Raw genomic sequence first — 16,300 nt, 5'->3', positions numbered from 1 at the left:
TTACTTTTTTAAAGCTTCAATAAACTCTTGGCTCGTTGGCTTTACCCCCGAAGCAAAGAAATTGGCTAACTCACCTTTTTCGTTAATGATGTATTTGCAGAAGTTCCAGCTTGGTTCTTTTTCATTCCATCCATTTTGTGATTTGTCTGTTAGCCATTGGTAAAGGTCACATTTAGCGTTGCCTTTAACTACCACTTTTTCCATCATTTGGAATGAAACTCCGTAATTTAATTGGCAAAAAGATGCAATTTCCGAATTAGTACCCGGTTCTTGTCCGCCAAATTCATTAGCGGGAAAACCTAAAATAACTACATCTTTATTCGCTTTGTGGAATTTCTCCCAATCTGCATATTGTGGTGTATATCCACATTTAGAAGCCGTGTTTAACACAATAATTTTCTTTCCTTTAAATTGACTGAAGTCAATTTCCTTTCCATCAATCCCTTTCATCTTAAAAGAGTAAAAGTTTTTTCCAGCAACTGTTTCTGTGTTTTCTGGTCTCGATTTTGCCATGTTTTGGGTGAATGGTAAGGCTAACGCCGTTAATAGTGATCCGATTTTCATAAGGCTTATGATCATAATGCTACTGATTAAAATGGTGAATATAAGTGTTTTACGTTTCATTTACATCCGTTCGGGGACGATTACTCCTAATAACAATGCGGCTTGACGAATTGTTTTGCCAGTCATTTCCACTAAAGATAAGCGAATCTTTTGTTTTGTTTTATCTTCTTCGTTAATGATGCTTAATTCGTTGTAAAATTTATTGAATTGTTTCGCTAAATCATATACGTATTGGGCGATGACTGATGGTGCCAACTGGGAAGCTGCTTCTTCAATTTTTAATTTATATTGAGCTATTAAATAGACTAATTCTTGTTCTGCCGTTGCCAATGTAATCGACTGATCTTCGGTCCATTCGTTACTGATGTTTAATTCTGTGGCTTTGCGAACTATCGATTTAATTCGGGCATGCGTATATTGAATAAATGGTCCGGTATTTCCTTGGAAATCAATGGATTCGGCAGGGTTAAATAACATTCGTTTTTTGGGATCTACCTTGAGTAAAAAATACTTCAAAGCTCCCATACCAAGCTGGTTAAATAGTTCATTGGATTCAGCTACTGAAAATCCATCTATTTTTCCTAGCTCCATTGTACGCTCTTTGGCTGTTTGAACCATTTCTGCCATGAGGTCATCGGCATCTACGACGGTACCTTCCCTTGATTTCATTTTACCGCTTGGTAAATCTACCATGCCATAAGACAGGTGGAAATTACCTGTAGAGTAAGGTTTATTCAATTTTTTAAGTATATGAAAAAGGACCTCAAAATGATAATCTTGTTCGTTTCCTACCACATAAATGGATTTATCCGCACCAAAATCAGCATATTTTAATTGGGCTGTCCCCATATCCTGCGTGATATATACAGACGTGCCATCTTTACGTAAGACTAATTTCTCATCTAGACCTTCCGCTTCTAAATTGATCCAAACAGAACCGTCTGGTTTTTGGAAAAATACACCTTGTGTTAAACCTTCGTCTACCAATTTTTTTCCCAATAAATAGGTGTTTGATTCGCGGTAGATTTTATCAAAATCAACGCCCATTTGCCCGTAGGATTTCTCAAAACCGGCAAAAACCCAGGAATTCATACGTTCCCAGAGTGAGAGTACCTCCGGGTCTTGCTGTTCCCAAGCGAGTAACATGGCTTGTGCTTGAAGTAGGATAGGAGCTTCTGCTTTAGCTTGGTCCTCTGTTCTTCCAGCTATTTTAAGTGCTTCAATTTCTTCTTTATAGGCTTTGTCAAAAGCTACATAATATTTTCCTACTAGGTGGTCGCCTTTCATGCCACTTGTTTCAGGTGTTTCTCCCTGACCAAATAGTTGGTAAGCCAACATGGATTTGCAAATGTGAATTCCCCGGTCGTTAACTAAATTTGATTTAATAACTTCATAGCCAGCTGCTTTCATGATTTGAGCCACGGAATAGCCTAGGAAATTATTACGTAAATGACCCAGATGTAGTGGTTTATTGGTATTAGGGGAAGAATATTCAATCAAAACTTTTTCATTTTTGGGTGCTAATTGAAACGCATTTGAATCAGCTAAACATTCCGCTAAAATGGATACCCAGGTTTCTTCTTTTAAACTCAAATTCAAGAATCCTTGAACTACTTGAAATTGGTCAACATATTCATTATTTACTTGAACGAATTCACCCAACTTTTGTGCAATCATGGGAGGTGCCATGCCTGCTTGTTTCGTGTATGGAAAAACAACGCAGGTAAATGTACCTTCAAATTCCTTTTTGGTTTCTTGAAGACTAATGTCATTCGCTTCTATGGAAAACAGTTGGCGAAGGCCAAGGCTAATACTCGCACTGATTGAATTTTGAATTCGCAACATGTTTAAATCAAATTGTGTGTTGATTTTGAAACCCCAAAGGTAGCCAATTACGGGCAAACATTGCTACCTTTGTGCCCATTATGCAAAATCTGTACCAAGATGCTTTGGCATCTTTAAAAGCTGGAGGGGTTATTTTATACCCAAGTGATACTATTTGGGGTATCGGATGTGATGTGCGTCAGGATACAGCCATTGAGAAAATTTGGCAAATAAAACAGCGGCCTGTAGAGAAGGGATTGATTGTTTTAATTTCAAAAATTGAACAATTAAGCGAGTATGTGGAAGAGGTGCCTGAAATTGCATGGGATTTGGTTGAGTTTGCGGAGGATCCTTTGACTGTTATTTATCCGAAAGGGAAAAATGTATCGACCCATTTATTGGGTCCTGATGGCTCAATTGCCATTCGATTAGTGAAAGATGAATTTTGTAAGGGCTTGGTTTATCGGTACCAGCGGGCGATTGTTTCGACTTCGGCTAATATTTCAGGTAGTACATCACCGATTGATTTTGCGTCAATTTCAACGGAAATAAAGGATCAGGTTGATTATATTTTACAAGCCCCTCAGGCGAAAAAGGCAAGTACTAAGCCCTCAAAAATAGTCAGATTAGGGCTTGGGGGTGAATTTACACTGATTAGATCGTAAGTATGCAGGGATTAGCCATCATCGAGGAAGGTATATTTAAAAAAATTGGACAAGCGGCAGATCGCTTGAACATAGATGCATATGTAGTTGGGGGTTATGTGAGAGACCATATATTAGGTCGGCCTTGTAAAGATATCGACATTGTGTGTATCGGTTCCGGTATTGAACTTGCAGAGCAAGTTGCACGCGAATTTGAGTTGCCAGATCATGCCGTATCTATATTTAAGAATTTTGGTACGGCCATGCTTAAAGTAGATGATTGGGATTTGGAATTTGTGGGTGCTCGGAAAGAGTCATATCAACGTGATTCTCGGAAACCTTTGGTGATGGAAGGAACCTTGGAAGATGATCAAAATCGCAGAGATTTTACGATTAATGCGTTAGCCGTTCAATTGAATGCTGCTTCTTGGGGCAACTTATTGGACCCTTTTGGAGGTTTAGCTGACATTGAGGCTAAATGTATTCGTACCCCTTTGGCACCGGGCATTACCTTTTCGGATGATCCGTTGCGGATGATGCGTGCGATTCGGTTTGCGAGTCAATTGGGCTTTGATATTTTACCTGAGACTTTTGATGCACTTCAAAAGGAGAAAGATCGTTTGTCGATTATCTCTATGGAGCGTATTTCAGATGAATTAAACAAAATCATTTTATGTAAAAAACCTTCATACGGTTTTCTGCTGTTGGACGCTTGTGGAATTTTACCCATTATTTTCCCTGAGTTTATGAAGTTGAAGGGGGTAGATACGGAGGATGGCAAAGGACATAAAGATAATTTCTACCACACACTTCAGGTGTTGGATAATATTTCGGTCAATACAGATGATTTATTTTGGCGCTGGGCAGCAATTTTACATGATATTGCGAAACCGCAAACCAAAAGATTCGTACAAGGAAAAGGATGGACATTTCATGGACACGAAGAAATGGGGGCACGCCAAGTTCCTATAATATTCAAGCGACTTAAATTGCCGCTAAATGAGAAAATGAAGTTGGTGCAAAAACTAGTTCGCCTGCATTTAAGACCAATTGCGCTCTCCAAAGAAGAAATTACTGATTCCGCATTGCGCCGCTTATTGTTTGAAGCAGGAGATGAGCTTGAGGCACTTATGACGTTGTGTCGGGCCGATATCACCTCGAAAAATGGAGATAAAGTCAAACGCTATTTACGGAATTTTGACACGGTAGAAGAAAAGCTAAAAGAGGTAGAAGCCAGCGATTCGCTACGTAATTTTCAACCCGTCATCACAGGTGAAATCATCATGCATGTGTTTGATTTAGGTCCTGGAAAAGAGATTGGCCAAATTAAAGTGATCATTCGCGAAGCCATTTTAGAAGGACAAATTCGAAACGATTTAGCCTCTGGTTGGGATCTTTTAATTCACGAAGGAATGCGGTTGGGTTTAAAACCTTCAATCTCATTGGAAGAATTTTTGAAGTTATAAGTTTACTGTTTTTCAATATCAGTTATTTAGCTTTAATGCCTATTAGATTCATTTAGATTTGTTTTTTCCAAATCTATGATGTCTAAGCTACTGATTAACCTGAAAAATTTACGAGAGGAGCGCCGAATTTCACAAGAAGCCGTTGCGTTTAATTTAAAAATTACGCAGAGTACGTACGCAAAGCTTGAGTCGGGGAAAACAAAATTGAGCGTTGAGCGATTACTGGCGATTGCCACTTATTTTCAGGTTGATGTGCGCGATTTATTGTAAGCAGCCAACTTACGAGTTGGCTGCTTGAAATTCCATCAAAACCCGATTGATTTTTTCGCTAACGGATTTTATTCCATCCGTAATCAGGCATGGCAATTCTTCTTCAATTGTTTTAAGCGCTACGTTGGGCTGAATGATCGGTTTTGTAATTTCAAAATGTCCATTAATAGTTAGTAGGATAGTTTTGGTTACATTTTGATGTACCTCAGAAATCAATTGTTTTTTATTATTGATTCTTGCCTGTAGTTCACGTAATGGGTCCTGGTTCATATTATGGTGTGGCTAATCTAAGTTTGTCAACAAAGCTAACTGCGTCCAATACGACCCCGGTTGCCCAATTAAAACCGTCCATAAATCCAGTCTTAAAGTCAGACCACCAATTTCCACCCGAGATTTCATGCATCTCCAATTCGCTCAAGGCAAATCGATTGAATTTTTCAAGTTCCATTATCTTTTTTTTAAATGTGAATTAATATTAAAGTGCTAATAATACAGCGGCTCCACCTAATACGTAAATAATGGCTACTACCGTTAATACCCCACAGATAATGCCCACTATTTCCCAGAAACCACCGGCTTCTATGTGCATTTGCTCGTGCCAACTAAGTTCATAGTCTGTAAAATTGTTCAAGGAATTCCATTCATTTCTCATTGTTTTTTAGGGTTAAAATGTGAGTTTAATTTGCGTCGCGATTGCTATATAAAAGTAGCGGTCAGCTAAGTCATGTCATATTCGACGCGTGACTAGTTCATTCGGATTTAGACTAAAAAACTGATAAAAAAAAAGCTCCCGAAGGAGCCTTTTAACTAAATAAGAATTTGGTGCGATTACATGCGAATGAAAAGTTGGTCTTTTGGATACCGAACTTTAATGGCATTAGCCATAAAGTCAGTCTTTTCTTCGCGTTCTCCTACTGCTAGCATCAATACCGAATGCAATCCCTTCGTAGACAGATCGAGCAATTCATCTAATTTGGCAGGCATAAATCCTTCCATAGGTGTTGAATCAATTTTAAAATGGGCTGCTGCAGCGAGTGCTGTTCCCATGGCCAAATACACCTGGCGAGCCGCCCAGTTTGCCTGAGCTTCTTGTGTACGATTCAACATTCCGCTAATTGCTTTGCGGTAATCACTTAAATTAGCGACAGGTACGTTACGTGTTTCAGAAACCAATTGTATAAATGAATCAATTTTTTCTTCTGTTATTTCATTCCATGCGGCAAATACAAGTAAATGCGAAGATTCCGTAACCTGCGGTTGGCCAAATGCAATGGGTTGAATTTGTGCACGTAATTCTGGATTTTCAATCACAAAAATCTGATATGGCTGTAGGCCAAATCCTGAGGCAGACAAGCGGATTGCTTCTAACAGATCTTCAATTTTAGCAGTTGGTACCTTGTTGCCATTCATGCGCTTTGCCGCATAACGCCAAGCTAAATCATTAATTATAGACATGTTTGTTATTTAGTTTAACTATAAAAAAAGCCGAGGCGTAAAATTTACACCTCGGCTCTTAAGCGGATTAATTTATTCGCTAACCAATGAAACGACTAACTTAAAGTCATCCATGATAGCCTTGTCACCAATTGATTCAAAGAATTTCTTTGAGCCATATTGAATGTTGTAATCTGTACGGTCGATTGTGATCGAAGCCTTTGCAGACACTTTTCCTCCTTTTACTGCGATTTCAGCTGGGAATGAAACAGATTTGGTAATGCCCTTGATTGTCAAGTTACCTGTAATTTGGTTCGCAGCGATTTTCGTAATCACAAAATTAGCTGTCGGGAATTTTTCAACCTCAAAAAAGTCTCCTGAAGAGATATGGCCGATAAACTTTTGGTTGTACGCTGGATCTGTGATATCCAATGCTTTGATTGTTTTTAAATCAATGGTGAAATTACCACCCACTAATTTGTTTCCGTCTACGTTCAAAGCTCCAGCAGATATTGCTACAGTTCCGTTGTGCTTACCAGTTACTTTTTCTGCATACCAAGCAATTGAGCTTGCTGCTGTGTTAACTTTTACAGGTTTTGGTGCTGCAAAAGACGAGATGCTCATTACAAGAGCGGCTAGGATAAAGCTTACTTTTTTCATTTTATTTATTGTTTAATTGTTCGAAAATACATGTCTAAATTCATCCAGTAGGATGTTTAATTGATTCATTTTGTCCTCGCCAATCCCTCGAAAGGTCATTTCCCACTGTTTTTGAACTTGGTCGATTTCAGCTAATAAAGTTAATCCTGCGGGTAAAATAATCACATCAACTGCCCTACGGTCTTTTGGACACTCACGTCTTAGAACTAATTTTTTGTCTAAAAGTTTATCTACTAGGCGAGAGGCATTTGACATCTTGTCCATCATGCGCTCGGTAATTGCTAAAACGGTCATGGGATTATTTTGTTGCCCACGCAAAATTCGAAGTACATTGTATTGTTGTGGCGTCAATCCAAAAGGCTTCAAAAGATTATGTTGTTGCTGCATCATCCAGTTGCCCGTAAAGATCACATTAACGATCGCCTTACTTTCTTCTGAATGAAACTTAGTTTGCTTTAAATCCGCTGAAATTCCCATACTTGAATTTGATGTTGCAAAATTAAATGTAATTACATTAAATACTAATGTTTTTAAATATATTTTTTTAAAACGTCTGATTAAATCTTATTTTTGGTCATGCAAGATTCCTTTAGCCTTCAATTACCTTTTATACTCGCATCGAATTCCCCACGTCGCAAAGAGATTTTGACCCAAGCAGGTTTTCAGTTCACTGTCTTGCCATCGGATGTGGACGAGTCATTTCCACATGAAATGATCCTACAAGATGTTCCGGTGATGTTGGCCGAACGCAAGGCGAAAGCACTTCTTGAAAGCTGTGCGAATTCGTTGGTTTTAGCTGCTGATACGGTGGTGATCTTGGAAAATGAAATTTTGAATAAGCCGGCCAACAAGCAAGATGCGTTGCAGATGCTTAAAAAATTATCAGGAAAAACACATGAAGTGGTTACAGGAATCGCATTAGCTAGTCCAAACGGAATTGTAAAAGCGTCGGATTCTGCCTTTGTGCGTTTTCGGGAATTGGCCGACTGGGAAATTGAATGGTACGTACGTGGCGGTACCTCATTAGATAAAGCAGGCGCTTATGGTGTTCAAGATTTTATTGGGATGGCAGGAATTGAGAAATTAGACGGCTCTTTTTATACCGTTATGGGTTTGCCTATATATCATGTTTATCAATTGCTTAAACCCTTTATTCTTGAGTCAAGGCAAATGCCATTAGGAATCTAGATGGAGAAACTTTCACCGCATCCACAAGTTCTCGATGCATTTGGATTCTTAAATTGAAAGCCTTTTCCATTTAAGCCATCCGAGAAATCTAATTCTGTACCAGCTAAATATAAGATTGATTTTTTGTCTACCATGATTTTGACTCCCTTGTCTTCAAATATGGCGTCATTATCCTTTAGCTCCGATGCGAAATCCAAATTATACATCAATCCTGAACAACCACCACCCTCAACAGCTACGCGTATGTTGAAATCAGTTGTTAATCCTTCTTTTTGACGCAATTCCTTAATGCGGTCCGCAGCCAATTCTGATATCGTGATCATGTGTATCTCATTTAAAATTCGACACAAATATAGGTAAAATTTGGAATTATTTTGCCTTTATTTAGAGTGAATCTAAATAAAGTGTGGTTTTGTAAAATTTATGGTTTTAATTTTGAGTTCAATTACCAATTTTAAATCATACGTATGCTGTCTATTACGAATTTACATGCTCGAATCGGCGAAAAAGAGATTCTTCGAGGTATCAATCTAGAGGTCAAAGCGGGAGAAGTTCATGCAATCATGGGACCCAATGGTTCTGGAAAATCTACGTTGGCCTCCGTATTAGCCGGTCGGGAAGATTACGAGGTTACCGAGGGTTCCGTTTCTTTTTTTGGTAAGGATTTACTTGATCTGGCACCTGAGAAACGTGCAGCGGAAGGTGTTTTTCTTGCATTTCAATACCCTGTGGAGATTCCAGGCGTTTCGACCACCAACTTTATGAAGTCGGCCGTCAATGAAATACGTAAATATAGAGGTGAAGAGCCTTTAGACGCAGTTCAATTTTTGAAAATGTTTAAAGAAAAGATGGCCTATGTGAACATTGACCAATCTTTATTGTCTCGTTCATTGAATGAAGGTTTTTCTGGCGGCGAGAAGAAACGAAATGAGATTTTTCAAATGGCTGTTTTAGCACCTAAACTAGCCATTTTAGATGAAACAGACTCAGGTTTAGATATTGATGCCTTGCGTATCGTAGCTGAAGGAGTCAATAAATTAAAAAGCCCAGACAACGCGACAATTGTCGTGACTCACTACCAGCGTTTGTTAGATTACATCGTTCCTGATTACGTTCACGTGTTATACAAGGGGCGCATCGTGAAATCAGGTACGAAAGATTTAGCACTTGAATTAGAAGAAAAAGGTTACGATTGGATTATTTCAGCTTTAGTAGACTAAATAATGGCAACAGATACATTAGCAACCATTTCGCTTTCTAAAGAAAAACAGTTCTCACTAGATCGTTTTTTGGCCAAAGGCTTTCCTACCAATAAATGGGAAGAATGGAAATATACCTCCTTGAAATCGCTGAATGATATCGAGTGGAATTGGAATACTTCGGAACAGTCAGTTAATTCAGCCGCATTAGCACTAGAAAATACCGTTGAGATTCAAACGCAAAACGGAAAAATGACGCTAGTAGGTTCATTGCCTCAAGGTGTTGAATATCTAGATTTTGCCAGTTTTGCTGCTCAAAAACCTGAATTTATGCAGGCTTTCAATGAACGTAATCCCATTCTAGATCAAAATCCTTTATATGATTTGAATGATGCTTTAGCTAGTTCTCATCAAGTTATTTGGGTTAAGAAAGGGGTGAAGCTTGAAAAACCTGTATTACACACGTATTTTGCCTCTGTTAGTATCGCCTCGGCCATTCAAATTAAAGTATTGATTTACTTAGAAGAAGGCGCCGAACTTATTTGGGTGGATGATTTAGCCTCCTCTGAGGATTCTAAATCAATTTTATCTAATTATGTTCAAGAAATTTGGGTTTCAAAAAATGCCCATTTGACCTTTGTAAAAACACAGGATTTTGGTTTGTCAACTACCCATGTTGATCATACTTTCATCTTTCAAGCCGATCAAAGTGTAGTGGATATGTTTACATTTTCACTTAATGGAGGATTGATTCGGAATAATTTACATTTTTATGTAGATGGCCAACAAGTTATTTCGAATTTGAATGGTTTATATGTGCCTGGTAATAATCAACTCGTGGATTCGCATACGGTAGTTGATCACCGCATGCCGAATTCAGAATCAAATGAATTGTATAAAGGTGTGTTACTTGGAAATTCAACGGGTGTGTTTAATGGAAAAATATTTGTTCGTCCTGACGCACAAAAGACAAATGCATTTCAATCCTGTAAAAACGTTTTAGCTTCTGATAAAGCGATTATGAACACCAAACCTCAATTAGAAATTTGGGCTGACGATGTTAAATGTTCACACGGGACGACGACGGGACAGCTGAGTGAAGAAGCATTGTTTTACATGCGTTCACGTGGTCTATCACTCGATGCGGCGAAAACATTGTTGATGTTGGCTTTTGTCCAACAAGTCATTGATAAAGTAGAAATTCCTGCCTTGAAAGAATCAATTTCAAATCGGGTTGTCGCTAAAATACAACAAGCCTTAGGTGCGTAATCATGGTAGATAAATTTGATATTGTTCAAGTTAGAAAGGATTTTCCCATTTTGGACCAACAGGTCAATGGGGCGCCATTGGTGTATTTTGATAATGCGGCTACGACCCAGAAGCCTCAGGTTGTGATTGATGCGCTGAATCAGTATTATACCCAAGACAATGCAAATATTCACCGGGGCTTACATACGCTGGCTGAACGTGCAACGACTGGATATGAGCTGACGCGTACCAAGTTGAAGGACTTTTTGAATGCGCCCTCCACAGATCAAATTATATTTACTTCAGGCACCACGGCAGGGATTAATTTAGTTGCCCAGACCTTCGGTCGTGCGAATTTTTCGAAAGGGGATGTGATTTTGGTTTCTAATTTAGAACACCATTCCAATATCGTTCCATGGCAAATGAATGCCCAAGAAACGGGAGCTGAGGTTCAAGTGATACCTGTAGATGAAGTTGGGGTATTAGACATGGAAGCTTACGGACAGCTTTTAACATCCGATCGGGTGAAATTAGTTGCGGTTAATCATGTTTCTAACGCGATTGGGACAATCAATCCGATTAAGCAAATGATAGACATGGCACATCATGCAGGAGCAAAGGTTCTGATTGATGGTGCGCAATCAGTTGCACATTTTGATATTGATGTGCAGGCCTTGGATATGGATTTCTTTGTATTTTCGGCACATAAACTTTTTGGTCCAACGGGCGTGGGAGTCTTGTACGGCAAACGTGAAATTTTAGAATCGATGCCGCCATATCAGGGTGGTGGAGAGATGATTAAAGAGGTAAGTTTTTCGGGTACTACCTACAATGAATTGCCTTATAAGTTTGAGGCGGGTACGCCTAATATTGCCGACGTATATGCTTTCGGGTTTGCGTTGGATTATTTGAAATCCTTACCTGCAGATGCAGTTTGGGAGCAAGAGAAAGCATTATTGGATTATGCATCTGAACAATTAAGTCAAATTGACGGTTTACGTATCGTTGGTCAAGCTCCGGAGAAAATCGCAGTTGTAAGTTTTGTGATTGATGGAGTGCATCCGCAGGATATCGGTGTGTTGTTAGACAAATTTGGTGTGGCGATTCGGACTGGTCATCATTGCGCGCAGCCTTTAATGGCTCGCTATGATTTGGTAGGAACTTGCCGCGCGTCCTTCGCGTTTTACAACACGAAAGAAGAAATTGATTTATTTGTCAAGGCATTAAAGCGCTGTTTAATGATGTTATCATAAATATGAGCACAATCAGTCATACCCAAGATGAATTAATTGAGGAGTTCGGTCTTTTTGAAGACTGGGCTGATAAATATGAGTATTTGATCGATTTAGGTAAAAAGCTTTTGCCTATGTCGGAATCATTTAAGACAGAAGAAAATGTCATTAAAGGATGCCAAAGTAAGGTTTGGTTACATGCGGAGAAACAAGGAGATTTAGTTGTTTTTCAAGCAGATTCTGAAGCGATTATCGTTAAAGGTATGATAAGTATGTTGATACGAGTTTTATCGAATCATACACCCGAGGAGATTATGAAAGCTGATTTGTATTTCATTGATCAAATTGGGATGTCCCAGCATTTGGCCCAAACGCGTTCAAATGGATTGGTTTCCATGGTTAAACAAATGAAGAATTACGCTGTTGCATTTCATGCAATCGCTTAAGCAAAAAGAAGCATGACCGAAGCAGAATTAAAGGAAGAAGTAGTAAAGGCAATCAAAACGGTATATGACCCCGAAATTCCGGTGGATGTATATGAGTTGGGTTTGATTTATGAAATCAAAATTTTTCCAGTCAATAATGTGTATGTGTTAATGACGTTAACTTCTCCGTCATGTCCATCGGCCGAAAGTATTCCCGTTGACATCGAAAAAGCAATTAGGGAAGTGGAAGGAATTGCAGAGGTTTCTGTGGAACTAACATTTGATCCACCCTACGCGCAAGATATGATGTCAGAAGTTGCCAAGTTGGAACTTGGATTTATGTAAATGTGTTTTAAAAACTAAAAATTAGAAATATATGTATCCAGAACATTTAGTACATCCCATGCGGATGGATATCGTTGAAGGTGGATTTCAAGAATTGAAGTCGGCATCCGAAGTAGAAGATACCATGGCAAAACCAGGTACAACCTTATTGTTTATTAATTCAGTTTGCGGATGTTCTGCATCTACAGCTCGTCCAGGCGTGAAAGCGGCAGTTTCGGCTTCAGCTAAAAAGCCAACAAACTTGGCAACTGTTTTTGCGGGTGTAGATCAAGAATCCACCCAAAAAGCACGTGAGTATACCTTGCCTTATCCTCCATCATCTCCATCAATCGCGTTATTCAAGGATGGTGAGTTGGTTCACTTTGTTGAGCGTCATCACATCGAAGGTCGTTCGGCGGCTTTAATTGCGCAACATTTAGAGGGTGTTTTTGAAGAGTATTGTTAATAAAAAAAGGAGCCTTAAAGCTCCTTTTTTTAAGTAGAAGAGCCGTTCATCGAACGGCTCTTCTTGTTTTATGGCTTCGGTGCTCCGCCTACAGCGCCTGATTCAGACGGTGTGTTCTTTGCTTTTTCTGCCATTTTCTTAGCAGCTCCTTCATAGTCACCAGCTTTAATGAATGACATTTTAGTCAAGTCAATTGTCTTGCGTAAGGCCTCGGTGATTTGCTCTGAAGTCAAATTCTTAACTTTATTTTCTAAATCTTCAGACCATTTCATGTTTCTATTTAGGTATATATTTGAGTTTATAGTACCTACTAAAGCATTGTCTTGCGAGCGCGTAACTTGCTTCGATTGTAACCATGATTTCTTCGCTTCATCGATTTCCTTCTGAGAAAATCCTTCTTTCAGCGCTTTCTCAATTTCCTCTTTAAATGCAGCTTCTAATTTGGCTACATTTTCAGGAGCATAAATTGCATAACCGATAAATGCACCTGATTGGTCAAGTGGACTCGCTATAAATTGCGAGCCTACACCATAGGATAAACCATCTTTTTGACGGATACGATTCATTAAGCGGGAACTTAATCCACTACCACCACCCAGCATGTAATTACTTAATTCCATGGCTGCATAGTTAGGATCTGAATCGGCCATCTTGAGCGGCTGGTATGCTAAGAAAAATGCATTTGCTTTGTCTGGTGTTTCAATTGATTTCACCTGACCATTGCCATCTTTGAATTTATCTTGAATACGCGTGTACGGCTTAGGTGATTTCCAATCTGCAAATTCAGTTTTGATCAATGCCTTGATAGCAGCTTCATCGAAATCGCCTACAACTGAGAACGTTGCGTTTGAAGCACCATAGAATCCTTTGTAGAAAGCAATAGCTTCTTCTAACTTCGCATTAGAATAACGCTCTGTTTGTTCTGCCATAGTAGGTTGGTAACGCACATCATTTTTTGCATAATGTCCTGACCTCCATTGTCCTAACACTTCGGATGCTTTTGCTTGTGGATCACTTTTCTGCGCTTCTATTTGCGTTAAATTTTCTTGCTTTAACTTTTCGAATTCATCAGCAGGGAAAACAGGTTGTTTTAATGCCTCAGCTACTAACTTCATAGCAGGGATTAAATTTTCACGCGTTGTCTCGATTGAAACGTTTGCTTGGTAGGCCATGCCTGAGATGGATACACGCGCCTTTAATTTATCCAATTCATCTTGGAATTGTTGGCGTGTGTGTTTTGCTGTTCCTTTTGTCAACATATCCGAAGCTAAGTCAGCGGCAGTTGACGTTCCCAATAATGATTTTTCATCACCAAAACGTAAGGTCATTCGTGCATAAACTGAGTTTCCACGTGTTTTCTTTGGCAATAAAGCCAATGAAATACCCGCTATTTTCTCATTTTTAGTCCGCGCATCAATGTTACTTGGTGATGGATCAAAAGCTTCTCCTTCCGCAACAGCAGCTTTCCCTTTGAAGTCTTTTAGTATTTCAGCAACATCTTTTGCTTCTGGAATTTCAGCACGTTCCGGTTTCTCAGTTGGGTAGAAAATACCCGACGTACGATTCGCTGATTTAAAGTATTTTGCTGCAACGCGTTGAACATCAGCAACGGTAACTTTTTCTAATTGATTACGTGTATGGAATAACAATCTCCAATCTCCTTGAGCAATATACTCAGATAGACCTACGCCCACACGTTGTGCATTATTTAACAATAACTCAATATTCTTAATGCCTTTTGTTTTGATGCGATCAACCTCTTCTTGGGTTGGTGCTTTTTTAGCAAACTGCTCAATCGTCTCAATCATGATGTTTTTGACTGAATCGACTGATTTGCTTTTTAAAACCTCAGCACCGAAATACACTAAACCTGGTTCTTTTAACTGAAAGGTAAAACCAGATTGGCTGGACGCTTTCTTCGTGTCAATTAACGCTTTGTACAAACGACCTGATGGAGCATCTGTTAGTAGGTCAACTAAAACATCGCAAGCAATAAAGTCAGGATGTAATCCGGATGGAATATGATAAGCCATTCCCACTTGTTGGACATCTCCCACACGGCGTAAAGTCACTTCACGCTCGCCATCTTGTGTAGGTTCTGCCGTAAATGTTTGTGTTAATACACGCTCTGGACGCGGAATTACCCCAAATTTCTCATTGATTAATTTCAATGTTTTTACCGGGTCAAATTTGCCCGCCACTAGTAATACCGCATTGTCTGGTTGGTAATACTTGCGGTAATAGGCCTGCAAGTTCTCGATAGGCACTTTTTCTATATCAGAACGAGCACCAATCGTCGAGTTACCGTAGTTATGCCATAAGAAAGCTGTTGAAACAATACGCTCCATCAAGACACTTCCCGGATCATTTTCGCCACTCTCAAATTCGTTACGAACTACAGTCATTTCCGTTTCCAATTCACTTTTTGAAATACGTGAATTGATCATACGGTCAGCCTCCATATCCAATGCCCAATCTAGATTTTCGTCTGTTGATGCAAAAGTTTCAAAGTAATTAGTTCGATCTAACCAGGTTGTACCATTAAATTGAGCTCCATGATCAGAGATCTCTTTGGCAACTTCTTTGTGTTTTTCTTTTGTGCCCTTGAACACCATGTGCTCCAATAAGTGGGACATTCCTGTTTCACCATATCCTTCGTGGCGCGAACCCACTAAGTAGGTGATGTTAACCGTAATGGTTTGCTTAGAAGGGTCTGGAAATAATAATACTTTAAGACCGTTGGCCAATTTGTATTCTGTGATTCCTTCAGCAGAAGTCACTTTTTCAGGGATAGGTAGCGATTTCGCTTTTTGTTGCGCAAATGCGGCACCTTGAAGTAGTAGGATCGCAAGACCCGTGTAAAACAATTTTTTCATTTTGTTAAATTTGAATAAGAAGCGAATTTACCAAAGCATTTCGTATATCGAAAGCGATTTGGATGAAAGGTTGATTTCCTGTTCGGAAGGAATTTATTTTTTGTATTGTTGGATTAACTTAAAAATAGCCTTTTGTGTTTCCAAGTTTGGAAAATAGTCAAAGATGAGCACGTGCTTGTCATAATCTAAGACTAAACCCGTTTCTAGAAAATGAAAAGCCTCCTTGAATTGGCCGGCTTTAATTAGAAATATGGCAGAACGGTAATACAATTCGGCCTCTTCAGGCAGTTCATCGATGGCCGAAAGCATGATATCAGCCGATTTCTCAAAATCCTCCAAATCAAAGTGCAACTGTGCCCATTTTACCCAGGTAGGGGCGAAGAATGAATCTAATTCGAGTGATTTTTGGTAGGCTTCATCCGCAGAAATTGTGTTCCCAAGGTATGCTTCTACATCGGCTAAGCCGGTCCAATACAAAGG

The 16,300-nt window shown here is 39.2% G+C and carries 19 protein-coding genes and 4 pseudogenes; 10 read left to right on the top strand and 13 right to left on the bottom strand.

Annotation, left to right across the window (positions count from 1 at the left end; translation table 11 throughout):
• Both ACIQ6T_RS03515 and argS read right to left on the bottom strand, forming a co-directional pair.
• The gene (locus ACIQ6T_RS03515) at positions 1-579 is read right to left on the bottom strand and encodes a glutathione peroxidase (RefSeq protein ID WP_395784279.1); all 579 of its coding nucleotides are present in this window, start codon (positions 577-579) and stop codon (positions 1-3) included.
• A 45-nt stretch (positions 580-624) separates the two neighbouring features.
• Positions 625-2,406 carry an arginine--tRNA ligase gene (gene argS, locus ACIQ6T_RS03510; RefSeq protein ID WP_395784419.1) on the bottom strand — a complete coding sequence of 594 codons (1,782 nt, stop codon included), beginning with the start codon at positions 2,404-2,406 and terminating at the stop codon, positions 625-627.
• An 83-nt stretch (positions 2,407-2,489) separates the two neighbouring features.
• On the opposite strand from argS, the gene ACIQ6T_RS03505 reads away from it, so the two are divergent.
• The 3 genes from ACIQ6T_RS03505 to ACIQ6T_RS03495 all read left to right on the top strand — a co-directional run bounded on the left by ACIQ6T_RS03505 (position 2,490) and on the right by ACIQ6T_RS03495 (position 4,768).
• The gene (locus tag ACIQ6T_RS03505; RefSeq protein WP_395784277.1) at positions 2,490-3,053 is read left to right on the top strand and encodes an L-threonylcarbamoyladenylate synthase; all 564 of its coding nucleotides are present in this window, start codon (positions 2,490-2,492) and stop codon (positions 3,051-3,053) included.
• 2 nt (positions 3,054-3,055) lie between these two features.
• On the top strand, positions 3,056-4,498 hold the full coding sequence (locus ACIQ6T_RS03500; RefSeq protein WP_395784275.1) for a CCA tRNA nucleotidyltransferase: 1,443 nt from the start codon (positions 3,056-3,058) through the stop codon (positions 4,496-4,498).
• 75 nt (positions 4,499-4,573) lie between these two features.
• Positions 4,574-4,768, top strand: a complete 195-nt coding sequence (locus ACIQ6T_RS03495; RefSeq protein WP_395784273.1) for a helix-turn-helix domain-containing protein — start codon at positions 4,574-4,576, stop codon at positions 4,766-4,768.
• Between the two features lie 9 nt (positions 4,769-4,777).
• Here the strand turns inward: ACIQ6T_RS03495 and ACIQ6T_RS03490 are convergent, their stop codons facing one another.
• The 6 genes from ACIQ6T_RS03490 to ACIQ6T_RS03465 form a co-directional block, all read right to left on the bottom strand.
• A complete protein-coding gene (locus ACIQ6T_RS03490; RefSeq protein ID WP_395784271.1) occupies positions 4,778-5,038 on the bottom strand; it encodes a hypothetical protein in 261 nt (86 codons plus the stop codon).
• Between the two features lies 1 nt (position 5,039).
• Positions 5,040-5,216, bottom strand: coding sequence for a hypothetical protein (locus ACIQ6T_RS03485; RefSeq protein WP_395784269.1), 177 nt, complete (start codon positions 5,214-5,216; stop codon positions 5,040-5,042).
• 27 nt (positions 5,217-5,243) lie between these two features.
• Positions 5,244-5,420 carry a hypothetical protein gene (locus tag ACIQ6T_RS03480; RefSeq protein ID WP_395784267.1) on the bottom strand — a complete coding sequence of 59 codons (177 nt, stop codon included), beginning with the start codon at positions 5,418-5,420 and terminating at the stop codon, positions 5,244-5,246.
• A gap of 176 nt (positions 5,421-5,596) precedes the next feature.
• Entirely contained in the window at positions 5,597-6,223 is a 627-nt protein-coding gene (locus ACIQ6T_RS03475) for an NAD(P)H-dependent oxidoreductase (RefSeq protein WP_395784265.1), read from the bottom strand.
• 72 nt (positions 6,224-6,295) lie between these two features.
• Entirely contained in the window at positions 6,296-6,862 is a 567-nt protein-coding gene (locus tag ACIQ6T_RS03470) for a YceI family protein (protein WP_395784263.1), read from the bottom strand.
• A gap of 12 nt (positions 6,863-6,874) precedes the next feature.
• Positions 6,875-7,339 (bottom strand): MarR family winged helix-turn-helix transcriptional regulator, encoded by a 465-nt coding sequence (locus ACIQ6T_RS03465; RefSeq protein ID WP_395784261.1) that lies wholly within the window; start codon positions 7,337-7,339, stop codon positions 6,875-6,877.
• Between the two features lie 99 nt (positions 7,340-7,438).
• Here ACIQ6T_RS03465 and ACIQ6T_RS03460 point away from each other — a divergent pair, with 99 nt between their 5' ends.
• The gene (locus tag ACIQ6T_RS03460; RefSeq protein WP_395784259.1) at positions 7,439-8,050 is read left to right on the top strand and encodes a Maf family protein; all 612 of its coding nucleotides are present in this window, start codon (positions 7,439-7,441) and stop codon (positions 8,048-8,050) included.
• On the opposite strand, the gene ACIQ6T_RS03455 is transcribed toward ACIQ6T_RS03460, so the two are convergent.
• Positions 8,047-8,373: a HesB/IscA family protein gene (locus ACIQ6T_RS03455; RefSeq protein WP_395784257.1), complete on the bottom strand. Its 327-nt coding sequence runs from the start codon at positions 8,371-8,373 to the stop codon at positions 8,047-8,049. The genes ACIQ6T_RS03460 and ACIQ6T_RS03455 overlap by 4 nt on opposite strands.
• Before the next feature lie 144 nt (positions 8,374-8,517).
• Between ACIQ6T_RS03455 and sufC the strand changes: the two genes are divergently transcribed.
• From sufC to ACIQ6T_RS03425, 6 genes are read left to right on the top strand one after another with little or no spacing between them, the layout of a single operon-like run.
• Positions 8,518-9,270 (top strand): Fe-S cluster assembly ATPase SufC, encoded by a 753-nt coding sequence (gene sufC, locus ACIQ6T_RS03450; RefSeq protein ID WP_395784255.1) that lies wholly within the window; start codon positions 8,518-8,520, stop codon positions 9,268-9,270.
• 3 nt (positions 9,271-9,273) lie between these two features.
• A complete protein-coding gene (gene sufD / locus ACIQ6T_RS03445) occupies positions 9,274-10,518 on the top strand; it encodes a Fe-S cluster assembly protein SufD (protein ID WP_395784253.1) in 1,245 nt (414 codons plus the stop codon).
• A gap of 2 nt (positions 10,519-10,520) precedes the next feature.
• Positions 10,521-11,750, top strand: a complete 1,230-nt coding sequence (locus ACIQ6T_RS03440) for a cysteine desulfurase (protein ID WP_395784251.1) — start codon at positions 10,521-10,523, stop codon at positions 11,748-11,750.
• A 2-nt stretch (positions 11,751-11,752) separates the two neighbouring features.
• Positions 11,753-12,175, top strand: a complete 423-nt coding sequence (locus ACIQ6T_RS03435; protein ID WP_395784249.1) for a SufE family protein — start codon at positions 11,753-11,755, stop codon at positions 12,173-12,175.
• A gap of 12 nt (positions 12,176-12,187) precedes the next feature.
• Positions 12,188-12,499 carry an iron-sulfur cluster assembly protein gene (locus ACIQ6T_RS03430; protein WP_395784247.1) on the top strand — a complete coding sequence of 104 codons (312 nt, stop codon included), beginning with the start codon at positions 12,188-12,190 and terminating at the stop codon, positions 12,497-12,499.
• Between the two features lie 31 nt (positions 12,500-12,530).
• Positions 12,531-12,944 carry a BrxA/BrxB family bacilliredoxin gene (locus tag ACIQ6T_RS03425; protein WP_395784245.1) on the top strand — a complete coding sequence of 138 codons (414 nt, stop codon included), beginning with the start codon at positions 12,531-12,533 and terminating at the stop codon, positions 12,942-12,944.
• Between the two features lie 68 nt (positions 12,945-13,012).
• On the opposite strand, the pseudogene ACIQ6T_RS03420 reads toward ACIQ6T_RS03425, so the two are convergent.
• From ACIQ6T_RS03420 to ACIQ6T_RS03405, 4 pseudogenes are all read right to left on the bottom strand, one after another.
• A pseudogene (locus ACIQ6T_RS03420) lies at positions 13,013-14,209 on the bottom strand (M16 family metallopeptidase); the annotation flags it as partial.
• A gap of 393 nt (positions 14,210-14,602) precedes the next feature.
• A pseudogene (locus ACIQ6T_RS03415) lies at positions 14,603-15,196 on the bottom strand (M16 family metallopeptidase); the annotation flags it as partial.
• 45 nt (positions 15,197-15,241) lie between these two features.
• Positions 15,242-15,820 (bottom strand): annotated as a pseudogene (locus ACIQ6T_RS03410) (M16 family metallopeptidase); the annotation flags it as partial.
• Between the two features lie 93 nt (positions 15,821-15,913).
• Positions 15,914-16,300: pseudogene (locus tag ACIQ6T_RS03405) on the bottom strand (hypothetical protein); the annotation flags it as partial.

The sequence above is a fragment of the Aquirufa sp. genome (assembly GCF_044377215.1).
Classification (GTDB): Bacteria; Bacteroidota; Bacteroidia; order Cytophagales; family Spirosomataceae; genus Aquirufa.
Note: the sequence above shows the minus strand (reverse complement) of the source record. Positions and strands in the feature narration are given on the sequence as shown.